Source organism: Pantoea sp. AN62, from assembly GCF_050432985.1.
In the GTDB taxonomy this organism is placed as follows: Bacteria; Pseudomonadota; Gammaproteobacteria; order Enterobacterales; family Enterobacteriaceae; genus Pantoea; species Pantoea brenneri.
The window spans coordinates 49313-62564 of record NZ_JBNPYB010000003.1 but is presented as its reverse complement, the minus strand read 5'-3'; the positions used below and the strand labels follow the sequence as shown (position 1 = coordinate 62564).

10 protein-coding genes are annotated in these 13252 nt (G+C 58.2%); 5 read left to right on the top strand and 5 right to left on the bottom strand.

All coding sequences use genetic code 11. From position 1 onward, the window contains the following. Positions 1–42: 42 nt before the first annotated feature. Positions 43–1440, bottom strand: coding sequence for a class II fumarate hydratase (gene fumC / locus FHW04_RS04715; protein WP_046288337.1), 1398 nt, complete (start codon positions 1438–1440; stop codon positions 43–45). Between the two features lie 200 nt (positions 1441–1640). Between fumC and manA the strand changes: the two genes are divergently transcribed. Both manA and FHW04_RS04705 read left to right on the top strand, forming a co-directional pair. Next, positions 1641–2816 (top strand): mannose-6-phosphate isomerase, encoded by a 1176-nt coding sequence (manA, locus tag FHW04_RS04710; protein ID WP_089561524.1) that lies wholly within the window; start codon positions 1641–1643, stop codon positions 2814–2816. A 134-nt stretch (positions 2817–2950) separates the two neighbouring features. Further along, entirely contained in the window at positions 2951–4450 is a 1500-nt protein-coding gene (locus FHW04_RS04705) for a YdgA family protein (RefSeq protein ID WP_031377618.1), read from the top strand. 55 nt (positions 4451–4505) lie between these two features. On the opposite strand, the gene malI is transcribed toward FHW04_RS04705, so the two are convergent. Further along, on the bottom strand, positions 4506–5531 hold the full coding sequence (gene malI, locus FHW04_RS04700) for a Mal regulon transcriptional regulator MalI (RefSeq protein WP_031377617.1): 1026 nt from the start codon (positions 5529–5531) through the stop codon (positions 4506–4508). A gap of 175 nt (positions 5532–5706) precedes the next feature. Here malI and malX point away from each other — a divergent pair, with 175 nt between their 5' ends. The 3 genes from malX (at position 5707) to add (ending at position 9624) form a co-directional block, all read left to right on the top strand. Beyond that, positions 5707–7296, top strand: coding sequence for a maltose/glucose-specific PTS transporter subunit IIBC (gene malX, locus FHW04_RS04695; RefSeq protein WP_031377616.1), 1590 nt, complete (start codon positions 5707–5709; stop codon positions 7294–7296). A gap of 16 nt (positions 7297–7312) precedes the next feature. Further along, the gene (locus FHW04_RS04690; RefSeq protein ID WP_089561523.1) at positions 7313–8485 is read left to right on the top strand and encodes a MalY/PatB family protein; all 1173 of its coding nucleotides are present in this window, start codon (positions 7313–7315) and stop codon (positions 8483–8485) included. Between the two features lie 143 nt (positions 8486–8628). After that, entirely contained in the window at positions 8629–9624 is a 996-nt protein-coding gene (gene add / locus FHW04_RS04685) for an adenosine deaminase (RefSeq protein WP_089561522.1), read from the top strand. 373 nt (positions 9625–9997) lie between these two features. Here the strand turns inward: add and FHW04_RS04680 are convergent, their stop codons facing one another. The 3 genes from FHW04_RS04680 to araH all read right to left on the bottom strand — a co-directional run bounded on the left by FHW04_RS04680 (position 9998) and on the right by araH (position 13252). Continuing rightward, positions 9998–11044: an oxidoreductase gene (locus FHW04_RS04680; RefSeq protein WP_089561521.1), complete on the bottom strand. Its 1047-nt coding sequence runs from the start codon at positions 11042–11044 to the stop codon at positions 9998–10000. Between the two features lie 226 nt (positions 11045–11270). Next, the gene (gene araC, locus FHW04_RS04675) at positions 11271–12188 is read right to left on the bottom strand and encodes an arabinose operon transcriptional regulator AraC (protein WP_046288339.1); all 918 of its coding nucleotides are present in this window, start codon (positions 12186–12188) and stop codon (positions 11271–11273) included. Positions 12189–12265: 77 nt separating this feature from the next. Beyond that, the gene (araH, locus tag FHW04_RS04670; RefSeq protein WP_031377613.1) at positions 12266–13252 is read right to left on the bottom strand and encodes an L-arabinose ABC transporter permease AraH; all 987 of its coding nucleotides are present in this window, start codon (positions 13250–13252) and stop codon (positions 12266–12268) included.

Here is a 13252-nt window from a genome sequence, read left to right as displayed (position 1 = left end):
TAAAAAAGGCCAGCACGCGCTGGCCTTTGTACAGCAGACGGCTTACGACTTCATGCTGCCAACCATCTCTTCCGGACGCACCCAGGCATCAAACTGCTCTTCGGTCAGATAGCCCAGCTTCAGCGCCGCGCCTTTCAGCGTCAACCCCTCTTTATGGGCTTTCTTGGCGATTTCGGCCGCTTTGTCATAACCGATATGGGTATTCAGCGCCGTCACCAGCATCAGTGACTCATTCAGCAGCTGTTCGATACGCTCGCGAACCGGTTCAATGCCAATCGCGCAGTGATGATTGAAGCTATCCATACCGTCCGCCAGCAGACGAATCGACTGCAGGAAGTTATGGATCACCATCGGACGGAACACGTTCAGCTCAAAGTTACCGGACGCGCCACCCATATTGATTGCCACGTCATTGCCCATCACCTGACAGCAGAGCATGGTCATCGCTTCGCACTGGGTCGGGTTGACTTTACCTGGCATGATCGAGCTGCCTGGTTCGTTTTCCGGAATGGCGATTTCACCAATGCCGCAGCGCGGACCGGAGGAGAGCCAGCGCACGTCGTTAGCGATTTTCATCAGCGAGGCCGCCAGCCCCTTCAGTGCACCGTGAGCATGAACCAGCGCATCACAGGTTGCCAGCGCTTCAAACTTATTCGGCGCGGTGACAAACGGTTGCTGAGTCAGATCGGCCAGCGCTTTCGCCACCCGAACCGCATACTCCGGATGGGTGTTCAGGCCGGTGCCGACGGCAGTGCCGCCCAGCGCCAGTTCCGCCACGTGCGGAATGCTCTGCTCGATGTGCTTCAGGTTATGTTCGAGCATCGCCACCCAGCCGGAAATCTCCTGGCCGAGCGTCAGCGGCGTGGCGTCCTGCAGGTGAGTACGGCCAATTTTGACGATATCTTTGAACGCCTCTGACTTCTCGCTCAGGGTCTTTTTTAATACCTGAATCTGCGGGATCAGCTGCTCACGCAGGGCGATGACCGCGGCCACGTGCATCGCGGTCGGGAAGACGTCATTCGAACTCTGACTCTTGTTAACATCATCATTCGGATGGACCAGGCGCGACATGCCACGCTCTCCGCCCAGAATTTCGCTGGCGCGGTTGGCCAGCACTTCATTCATGTTCATGTTGGTCTGGGTACCGGACCCGGTCTGCCAGATGGCTAACGGGAACTCGTCGCTGTGCTTATCGGCCAGCACCTCGTCCGCCGCGTTAATGATCGCTTCGGCGCGCTCGGCCGGCAGCAGCCCCAGGTCGCGGTTAACGGCGGCAGCGGCGCGTTTGGTCAGCGCCAGCGCGTGAACCAGCGCGGTCGGCATTTTTTCTGTTGAGATGCGGAAGTGTTCCAGCGAGCGCTGCGTTTGCGCGCCCCACAGTTTATCAGCCGGTACATCAATGGGGCCCATTGAATCTTTCTCAATGCGGTTGGCTGCCATGAATACGTCTCCTTCGCTCTGTTTGAAGTGATTGCCCGCCCAACGCATCGTCCTGTGGGCGACATTCGGGCGGGCAAGATAATGACATACAATAATTTAACATTATGAGAGCTTAGCGTCCTTTTGCACTTGATATGTATTTTCCCTGGCACTTTCTGCTTTAATAGCGCCAATAACATCCCGTGATGAAGGGTTATATAATGCAAAAAATGAACAATTCGCTGCAGAATTACGCGTGGGGTAGCAAAACAGCCTTAACCGAACTGTATGGCATTGTGAATCCGCAAGGGTTACCGATGGCCGAGCTGTGGATGGGGGCGCACCCGAAGAGTCCGTCTACCGTTGACGACCAGGGGAGTTCGCGCTCGCTGCGCGAGGTGATTGACGCCAACCCGACCGCCACCCTGGGCGATGCGGTGGCACAACGCTTCGGTGAACTGCCTTTCCTGTTTAAAGTGCTGTGCGCCGATCAGCCGCTGTCGATTCAGGTACATCCCAGCAAAAGCGCCGCTGAAGCCGGTTTTGCGCGTGAGAATGCCGCCGGCATTCCGCTGGGTGCCGCCGAACGCAACTATAAAGATGCCAACCATAAACCCGAGCTGGTCTATGCCCTGACGCCCTTCCAGGCGATGAACGGTTTCCGCCCGCTGACCGAAATGGTTTCGCTGCTTGAGCCGGTTGCCGGTGCGCATCCGCAGATTGCCCATTTCCTGCAGCATCCCGATCGGGATAATCTGGCGACCCTGTTTTCTACCCTGCTGTCGCTCGACGGCGAGGCCAAATCGCTGGCGCTTGGGGTACTGAAATCGGTGCTCGGTCACCAGCAGGGCGAACCCTGGCAGACCATTAGCGTAATCGCTGCCGACTACCCGGACGACAGCGGCCTGTTTTCACCGCTGCTGCTCAACGTGATTACCCTGCAGCCGGGCGAAGCGATGTTCCTCTATGCTGAAACGCCGCACGCCTACCTGAAAGGCGTGGCGCTGGAAGTGATGGCGAACTCCGATAACGTGCTGCGGGCCGGCTTAACGCCGAAATATATCGATATCCCGGAACTGATAGCCAACCTCAAATTTGACGAGAAGCCCGCCATCGCGCTGCTGACGCAGCCGGAGCAGCATGGCAGCACCCTGCTTTTTCCGATTCCGGTCGACGATTTCGCCTTTGCTATCCATACCCTGAGTGCGCAACCGCAGGCGCTGGATCAGCAGAGCGCGGCGCTGTTGTTCTGCATCGAAGGACAGGCGGTGGTGGCAAAAGACCAGCAGCAGCTGACGCTGCAACCGGGCGAATCCTGTTTTGTTGCCGCCAGCGAAGCCCCGGTGACGGTGGCCGGAACCGGCCGGCTGGCGCGGGTATTTAACGAGTTAGGGTGATGCGGCTGACGGACCTGCGGTTAACTGCTATTATTTCAACCTATTAGCTTTTAAAACGCCTGCGGGCGTTTTTTCTTCAGTCGTCGGGTCAAACCTGCGGCGTAAGCGGACTCAAGGATAAGGACGAATCAGCAATGAAAAAGACCAACGTTGCCGTGGGCGTGATCATCGCGCTGGGCGTAATCTGGACCGGCGCGGCATGGTTCACCGGCAAGCAGCTCGAAAAACACATGGACCAGCTGGTGCAGAACGCCAATACCCAGCTGAATGCTTACGCCCCGAACAGCCGACTGAAGATCAGCTACCAGGACTATCAGCGCGGCGTCTTCAGCAGCAAAGCCAACCTGGTGATTCAGGCCAGCTCGCAGACGGAAGATAACGCCCTGCTGAAGCCGGGTCAGAGCGTGATCCTGAACGAAACCATCGATCACGGCCCGTTCCCGTTTGCGCAGCTGAAGCACTTCAACCTGATCCCGAGCATGGCCTCGGTGCACAGCGAACTGGCCAACACCGATGCGGTGAAGAAGCTGTTTGAACTGACGCAAAATAAATCGCTGATCAATGCCGATACCCGCATTGGCTACAGCGGCGCGACCGATACCGCGCTGCGTATTCTGCCGATCGACTATCAGAATGCACAAACCGGCGAGCGTCTGGCGACCAATGGCGGCACGCTTAACGTCAGTGCCGACAATAAAGGCGATAAAGTCTCGCTGGAAAGTGACGTTGATAGCCTGGCGCTGACCAGCAAAAATGAGATGGGTCAGCCGGTGCTGTTCACCGTCAATGGCCTGAAGCTCAACGGCAATACCCATCTGAGTCCGGAAGGCGTGCGGGTCGGCGATCAGTCGATCGATGTTGAGAAGGTCAACGCCAGCATTAACGGTCAGGATGCCCTGACGCTGCACAAGATGAAGGGCTCCTCTTCGTTCGATAACAGTGCCGGTAAGATCGGCGGCAACATTGATTACAAAGTCGACAGCGTTCAGCTGCAGAAACAGGACTTTGGTCAGGCGGCACTGAAGATGAAGCTGTCGCAGTTCGATGCGCAGGCGGTAAAAGCCTTCTCCGATCGCTACAACGCCCAGATGCAGGATCTCACCAGCCAGAAAGGCCTGGCGGACGATCCGATTCGCTACCAGGCGGGCGTCAACGCTATCCTGATGAGCAACCTGCCGGTTCTGCTGAAAGGATCGCCTTCGATCAGCATCGCCCCGCTGAGCTGGAAGAATGATAAAGGTGAAAGCACCTTTAATCTGACGGCGAATTTTAACGATCCCGCTACCGTGACCGGCGAACCGCAAACGCTGAACGCCATGGTTGACCGGGTGCTGAAAACGCTGGATGCGAAACTGATCATCAACATGCCGATGGCGACTGAAACCATGCACAAAGTGGGTCTGGCGGAAGGTTATCAGGCAGATGATGCACAGAAGCTGGCCGATCAGCAGGTTAAAGGTCTGGCGGCGATGGGACAGATGTTCCGTCTGACCCAGCAGCAGGATAACAACATCGTCACCAGCCTGCAGTACGCTAACGGCCAGGTGAATATGAACGGCGACAAGATGACGCTGGAGCAGTTTATGTCACGCTACATGCTGGGTATGCCGACCAGCGAAGGCATGCCGCAGTAACGGCTGAGCGGTGATAACAAGGCGACGCCAGGGTTAATGCTGGCGTCGCCTTTTTTTATGCTGAGCCGCGAATAATCAGCTGCGGCGGCATAATCACATTCTGCCGTGCGGCATCCGGTTGCGCCAGACGTTGCAGGATGCGTTCTGCCGCCACGCGGCCAATCTCGCGCGCCGAACTGGTGACAACCGTCAGCGGCGGATCGGTCAGCTCAGCCTGCGGTTCATCGCCAAACCCCATCAGCGCCAGCTGTTGTCCATAGTAGCTGTCGACCGCGCCGCGGGCGAACGTCCGGCCGGTGCGCAGCAGACCAAAATAGCAGCCCAGCGCCGTGCTGGCATTGTAGGCCAGTATCGCCGTCAGCCGGGGATGCTGTTGCAGCAGCTGGACCGCCGCCTCGGCTGCTTCTTTTTGCGTATTGCCGCACTCAATAATCCACTCGGGCCGGAACGGCAAACCATATTGCAGCAGCGTGGCGCAATAGCCGCCAAGACGTTCTGCCCGGGTTAACGATGCGCTATGGCCGCCCAGCCAGGCGATGCGCTGATGACCCTGGCGGATCAGATATTCGGTGGCTAGACGCGCGGCCTGGGCGTTATCCGGTCGGATCGCATCCACCTCTTCCAGGCTGCTGGCACGTGCGGCGCAGACCAGCGCAATGTTCAGCTCACGGGCGCGGGCCACTATTTTGTCGGCCTTATCCGCCCCGCCGCCCAGCACCACGCCATCAACCCCCTGCGCCACCAGCGACTCGAAGCAGCGCTCCAGCTGCTGGCCCTGGCGGCCGCTCTGGGTCAGAAACAACAATTTGCCCTGCTTTTCCAGCGCGTCACTGAGTCCGGCGGTCATTTCCGCGTAAAACGGCTGGCTGAGATCGCGGACGATCAGTCCTATCACTCCGCTTTCACCGCCGCGCAGCATGGTCGCCGAGCGGTTGCGCACAAAGCCCAGTTGCTCAATGGTCTGGTTAACCCGCGCCATGGTTTCAGCAGAAATCCGCCCTTTGCCGGAGAGCACCAGAGAGACGGTGGTGACCGAAACGCCTGCAGCGGCGGCCACATCATGGATGGTAATTCTGCTCATGCCGTTACTTGCCCGAATAAAAACGCCGGAAGAGAGGATAAAACGTTACACCTTAAAGCCGAAAAATAATATCAGCCCTGGCCGGAAGAGTGTGATTCAGCGCGCACATCACTCTGATAAAACGTTTTATCATCTGCTCACTTTATCACTGTGACTAACTGCCGCCGGAGTCATCATGCCCGCACCTCAACAAAAAATGTCTGTCTGGGAGTTTTTCCAGAGCCTGGGGAAAACCTTTATGCTGCCGGTTGCCCTGCTCTCATTCTGCGGCATCATGCTGGGTATCGGCAGTTCGCTGAGCAGCCATGATGTCCTGACGCTGTTACCGATGCTGGATCAGCCGTGGCTGCAGTATCTGTTTTTGTGGATGGCGAAACTCGGCTCCTTCGCCTTTAGTTATTTACCGGTGATGTTTGCCGTGGCGATCCCGCTCGGCATGGCGCGTGAAAACAAAGGCGTGGCGGCATTTGCCGGCTTTGTTGGCTATGCAGTGCTCAACCTCAGCATCAACTTCTGGCTCAATATCAATGGCATTCTGCCTACCACCGATGCCGCAGTGCTGAAAGCCAACAACGTCCAGTCGATACTCGGTATCCCGTCGATTGATACCGGCATTCTGGGTGCGGTGATTGTCGGCATTGTGGTGTTCTGGCTGCATGAGCGCTTTCATAACATCCGGCTGCCCGATGCGCTGGCTTTCTTTGGTGGTACCCGCTTTGTGCCGATCATTACCACGCTGGTGATCGGCGTGCTGGGACTGGTGGTCCCGTTGATCTGGCCTTTCTTTGCTCGCGGCATTACCGGACTCGGCTGGATGATCAACAGCGCGGGCGATTTCGGTCCGATGATCTTTGGCACCGGTGAGCGTTTACTGCTGCCGTTTGGCCTGCAGCATATTCTGGTGGCGATCATGCGCTTTACCGATGCCGGCGGCACGCTTGAGGTGTGCGGCAAAAGCGTCAGCGGCGCCCTGACCATCTTCCAGGCACAGCTGGCCTGTCCGGAGACTCATGGTTTTGCCGAAAGCGCCACCCGCTTCCTGTCGCAGGGCAAAATGCCGGCCTTCCTGGGTGGCCTGCCTGGCGCTGCGCTGGCTATCTATCACTGCGCCCGCCCGGAAAACCGCCATAAAATTAAAGGATTACTGATTTCCGGCGTGGTGGCCTGTGTGGTTGGCGGCACCACCGAACCGATTGAGTTCCTGTTTTTATTTGTCGCGCCGTTCCTCTATCTGATCCATGCGCTGTTAACCGGCGTCGGCTTTAGCCTGATGGCGATACTGGGCGTGACCATCGGCAACACCGACGGTAACGTTATCGACTTCGTGGTGTTTGGCGTGCTGCACGGCCTGTCGACCAAATGGTATTGGGTACCGGTGGTGGCAGCGATCTGGTTTGCCGGTTACTACCTGATCTTTCGTTTCGCCATCCTGCACTTCAATATCAAAACGCCGGGCCGTGAAGTCGAAAGTGCCAGCGCACTGGCACAACAGGTCAGCAATGCCGGTAAAGGCAAGTCGGGCTACAACTCACCGGCCATTCTGGCGGCGCTGGGCGGGGTGGAAAATATCACCTCACTGGATAACTGCCTGACGCGTCTGCGTCTGACCATCGCCGATATGAGCAAGGTCAACGATGCGGCGCTGAAAGCCAACGGCGCGATTGGCGTGGTGCACCTTAATAAGAGCAGCCTGCAGGTGGTGATCGGGCCACAGGTGCAGTCGGTGAAAGACGAACTGTCGACGCTGATGAACGTCACCGCTTAACGTACCGGGAGCCGCAATGTTTAATTTTGATGAGGTTATCGATCGCCGTGGCAGCTGGTCTACCCAGTGGGATTTTGTGGCCGATCGCTTTGGCGTGCCCGATCTGCTGCCGTTCACTATCTCCGATATGGATTTCAAAACCGCGCCGGTAGTGCTTGAAGCGCTGCGTCAGCGCCTCGATCACGGCGTATTCGGCTACAGCCGCTGGCAGCATGATGCGTTTCTGTCGGCCTGCTGCCACTGGATGAACAGCCGGTTCGGCTATCAGCCGTCGCCCGATACGCTGGTATATGGGCCGTCGGTGATCTACATGGTGGCGCAGATGATCCGGCACTGGAGCGAGGTGGGCGATGAAGTGCTGATCCACACGCCGGCCTACGATGCGTTTTACAAAACCGTGTACGGCAACCAGCGGCAGGTGCTGGAAATGCCGTTGCAGCGGGTGGGCCTGGAGTGGCACTGTGATATGACGGCGCTGGCGGCGAAGCTGGCGCGTCCGCGCTGCAAAATCCTGCTGCTGTGCAGCCCGCACAATCCCACTGGTAAAGTCTGGACGGCAGCCGAACTGCAGCAGATGGCTGAACTCTGCGAGCGTCACCATGTTCGGGTGATCAGTGATGAGATCCATATGGATATGATGGTCGGCGATCGGCCACATACGCCGTGGGCCCGCGTGGCGCGTGGCGACTGGGCGCTGTTTACCTCAGCATCGAAAAGCTTCAACCTGCCGGGGCTGACCGGCGCCTGGGGCATTATTCCGCAGCCAGACGATCGGGCGGCCTGGTTTCAGGCGCTTAAAAACGCCGACGGACTCTCCTCACCGGCGGTGCTCGCGGTTGCCGCACACATTGCCGCTTACCGGCACGGTGCGCCGTGGCTTGACGCGCTGCGTGACTATCTGAGAGGTAACCTGATCCTGGTGGCCGACCGCCTTAACGCCGCCTTTCCGTCGCTTAACTGGCAGCCGCCTCAGGCGACCTATCTCGCCTGGATCGATCTTAATCCGCTCGGCATCGCCGAACAGACGCTGCAGCAGGCGCTGATCCAGCAACGCGTGGCGATCATGCCCGGCTCAACCTACGGCAGTGCTGGCCAGGGTTTCCTGCGCCTCAACGTAGGCTGTCCGCGCAGTAAGGTCGAAGATGGCGTCAGCCGGCTGATTGCCGCGATTCACGCCTCGTCCGCCTGAAGCCAGGCTATTTGTCGGCGATCACCGGCCGGTTATGGGTAATTAAACAGCATCCGGGCCGGTTGTTGCGCAAATAGCTGGCGCTGTTGCGCAAGATATTTTTATAATGTTATGCACTTTAGTCACCACTGAGCGAGTGCACCATGATCGATACCACCATTCCTCTTACCGATATTCATCGCCATCTCGACGGCAACATCCGTGCACAAACCATTCTTGATTTAGGTCGCCAGTTTAATCTTGCCCTGCCCGCCACCACGCTGGAGGCCCTGCGTCCGCATGTGCAGGTCGGCGACAATGAGCCTGACCTGGTGAGCTTCCTGCAAAAACTCGACTGGGGCGTGAAGGTGCTGGGCGACCTCGATGCCTGCCGCCGTATTGCGCTGGAAAACGTTGAAGATGCGGCCCGCGCTGGCATTCACTATGCGGAACTGCGCTTCTCACCTGGCTATATGGCGATGACCCATCATCTGCCGATTGCCGGCGTGGTCGAAGCGGTGATTGATGGCGTCAGAGCCGGTTGCCAGCAGCACAATATCGACGTGCGCCTGATTGGCATCATGAGCCGGACCTTCGGTGAAGAGGCCTGCCTGGCCGAGCTGGATGGCCTGCTGGCGCATCGCGATCACATCACCGCCGTCGATCTGGCCGGCGATGAGCTGGGCTTCCCCGGCAGCGAGTTCCTCAGCCACTTTACCCAGGCACGCGATGCCGGTTTCCGGGTGACGGTGCATGCCGGTGAAGCCGCCGGGCCGGAGAGCATCTGGCAGGCGATTCGTGAGCTGGGTGCCGAGCGTATCGGCCACGGCGTCAAGGCGATTGAAGATCGGGCGCTGATGGATTTCCTCGCAGAGCACCACATCGGGATTGAATCCTGCCTGACCTCCAACATTCAGACCAGCACCGTGGCGTCACTGGCGCAGCATCCGCTGAAGGCCTTCCTTGAGCACGGCATTCTGGCAACACTGAATACTGATGACCCGGCGGTTCAGGGCATTGAACTGGCGCATGAGTATCACCATGCCGCACCGGCAGCCGGCCTGAGCCCGGCGCAAATTCGTCAGGCGCAGCAAAATGGTCTGACCATCGCGTTTCTTAGCGACGCCGAGAAAGCCGCGGTCCGCACCCGCGTGCAGTAAGACGGTAGCTTTAAAGCAAAAAAACGGGCCGGTTATCCGGCCCGTTTTTATGGTGACGCGCGAAAGGACAAGTGGCTTTAAGACCGAGCCTGCGCAGGGAACAGGGTCAGATCGGAAAGACGCAAAAGCCGCCATCCCTGGCACGCTCGGCTCACGCCATTACGCACCTCAACCCTGAGGTGCGCCCGTAGCGGGCCAACGCTTTGCGTTGTTCAAAAACGCTCCCGGTGTTGTTGTCCATGGCTGGGACGCTTTCCTCTTCTGACCCCTGTTCCCTGAGCGTTGAGCAAATTTATTGCTGCCGGACTTACCCGTTTTTGAACTTGTCAGCTCTCTTACAGCAATATTAAGCAGCCAATATTGCTCTCACCGATCAGACGCGCTTCAGCGACAGCGTCTGCCGTTTCTCAGCCGATTGCAGTCCGAGCTCAATCAGCTCCATCACCTGAATCGCCTCTTCTGCCGTCACCGGGTTACTGCCGCGACCGGCAATCGCATCACGAATGCCCGCATAGTAAGCCGGATAGTTACCTGGCTGCGTCAGCTGGCTGGTTTCGGTCAGTGAATCGCCGTCGACCAGCGTCAGGGTGCCGTCACGCATGTCGTAACCCCAGTCTTCCTGCGGCGGGAAATCACCGGACTTCAGGCGATCTTCCTGCGGATCGAGACCATATTTAACGTAGCTGCCGCGGGTGCCGTGCACGGTGTAACGCGGCGACTCGGCGGCCACCAGCATGCTGGCGTGCAGCACCACGCGGCGCTGTGGATAGGTCAGGGTCGCGTGGAAGTAGTCGGTGGTTTGCGCGCCAGGCCGCATCTCGGCCAGATCGACGTTAATCGCCACCGGCGGGCCAAACAGCTGCAGGGCCTGATCCAGCAGATGCGGTCCCAGGTCATACCAGATACCGCTGCCGGCGCCTTTCATTTCACGCCAGCGCTGACGCACTTCCAGCCGGAAGCGGTCGAAATGCGACTCGAAGTAGCGGACTTCTCCCAGCGTACCGGCGTCGATCAGCGATTTCAGCGTCAGGAAATCACTGTCCCAGCGACGGTTATGGAACACCGATAACAGCAGCCCTTTCGCTTTGGCTAAGGCATCCAGCTCGCGCGCCTGTGACAACGTCACGGTGAACGGCTTATCGACCACCACATGTTTACCGGCGTTCAGCGCCGCTTTCGCCAGCGGAAAGTGGGTATCGTTGGGGGTAGGAATAACAATCAATTGCAGAGACGGGTCGTCCAGCAGTGCCTGAGGATCAGCCACTGCCTGAACCGCAGGCCAGTCGGCGTGGACTTTGCTGGCATCGCTACTGGAAATAGCGGCCAGTTCAACGTCCGGGGTGCCCGCAATCAGCGGGGCGTGAAACGTTTTGCTGGCAAAACCGTAACCGATCAGGCCAACACGCAGTTTATCGCTCATTTTAATCCCTCTTAGAGCCTATCCCGCTAGGCGTAATTATTGCAGACAGTCTGGACCCGGACAGCGCGGAGTAACCGGAGCGTACAGCGGGTTCGTCAGGATTGTGAGCCCTGTTCAGGTACAGACTGACAAATAAAATAGCCTACCGGGATAGGCTCTTAGTTGCTAACCTGATTGATTTAAGACTATTAACCAGGCCAGGACAAGGAGGAATTTCCCGAAAAAACTAAGAGATAGCACTCTGTGTCATCGGCCAGGCGGTTTGTGCCGCCAGGTTGTCGTGCGCGTCCTGATTGCGGCGACGGAAGTCACTCGGGCTGACGCCGACCCGCTTACGGAACACCCGGGAAAAGTAGAGCTGGTCGTCGTAGCCGACTTCGCGCCCGACGGTAGCAATCGGTTCCTGAGTGGTTTGCAGCAGCAGTTTAGCGCGAATCACCCGCTGATCTTCGCGCCAGCGCAGCAGGTTAACGCCCATCTGTTCGCGGAACAGGTGTGCCAGCCGCGACGGTGACAGGCAAACATGACGCGCCACCTCTTCAATTTTCACTTCGCTGGCCAGATGATTGGTGACGTACTGACAGGCTTCAATCACCCGCGGATCGCGGATCAGCTGATGACTGCGCGGATCCTCTTCCACTGCCCGCAGCAGCAAGCGCTCCAGCAGGTTCATCGCCAGCTCTTCCGCAAAGCGGCGGCCGGAGTTATGGGTCTGTTCGATACTGGCAAACAGCCGATCAAATTCGCCGCGCAGCGATTCCGGCAACAGCAGACGGCCGACGCCCTCCTGCTCATCTTGCCAGCGCAGCCAGTCGTGCCAGTAGGCGCGCGGCCGGAAATAGACCCAGCGATGAAACCACTGTGGGCTGTCAGGCGCGCGGCCATAGTAGTGGGCGGTTTTAGGCTGAAACAGCAGCATTTCGCCCGGCTCGCAGTCAAAGGCCCGCTCGCCATCGAATACCCGCCCTTTGCCTTTAATGGTGAGATTGAGAATGTAACCCTTCATGCCGTGCGGACGATCGATAAAAAAGTCCAGCGGACCGTCGGCGGTAATCGGCGTCAGCCCCGCCACCAGCCAGGCATTGAACGAATAGCCCGGCAGTAAGGGATTTTGCTGCTCGGCCGGTAATTCACGGTGATACATAGCGTCCTCACTCAGTCTGTCATTGATCGGATCACCCGCGGACGCCTGATGCGTCCGCGGGTTAACTGCTCGCCAAATCAGGCTTTATGCTTTTGTTTGTAGCGGTCAAATATCACCGCTGCTAACAGTATCAGACCGCGCACCACATACTGTGAGAATGGCGAGATATTCAATAAATTCATCGCATTCTCAACGGTTCCCAGAATCAGCACCCCGGCAACTACATAGGAGATTTTACCGATACCGCCCTTCAGTGAGACGCCGCCCAGCACGCAGGCGGAGATCACCACCAGCTCATAACCCAGCGAGGTCATCGGCTGACCACTGGTCATGCGTGAAGCCAGAATGATGCCCGCCGCGGCCGAGACCAGGCCGGACAGAATAAAGATAATGATCCGGGTCCGCACCACCGGCACCCCGGCCAGTCGTGCCGCTTCTTCATTACCGCCAATCGCCAGCGTATTACGGCCAAAGGTGGTTTTGTTCAGCAGAAAGCCGAAGATCAGCATGGTGGCGATGGTCAGCCAGATAGGCGCAGGGACGCCCAGCCAGTTGGCAAACCCGAGCGCGAAGAAGCGTTCATCTTCGATACCAACGGCTTTACCGTCGGAGAAGATGTAGGCCAGACCGCGCACGATTTGCATGGTCGCCAGGGTGGTGATCAACGCATTGATCTTCAGCCGGGCGATGACAAAGCCATTGATAAAGCCGGTGAGCATACCGAGCACCAGACCGGCTGCCACGCCAATCCACAGGCTTTCGGTCATGTTGATCACTACCGCCGTGACCACGCCGGCACAGGCGATGACCGAGGCGACCGACAGGTCAAAATCACCGGACGCCAGGCAGAACAGCATGCCGCAGGCGACCATGCCGGACATCGACATCGCCAGCCCGAGGCCTTTCATATTGATAAATGAGCCGAAGTTCGGCACAAATACCGCACAGGCAATAAACAGCAGCGCAAACACCACCAGCATGCCGAAATTGTCCCAGATGCGACCAAACTGCAGGCCGCTGCGTGACGCTGGCGGCGGCGTATTTGAGGTCGTGGATGAAGCCAT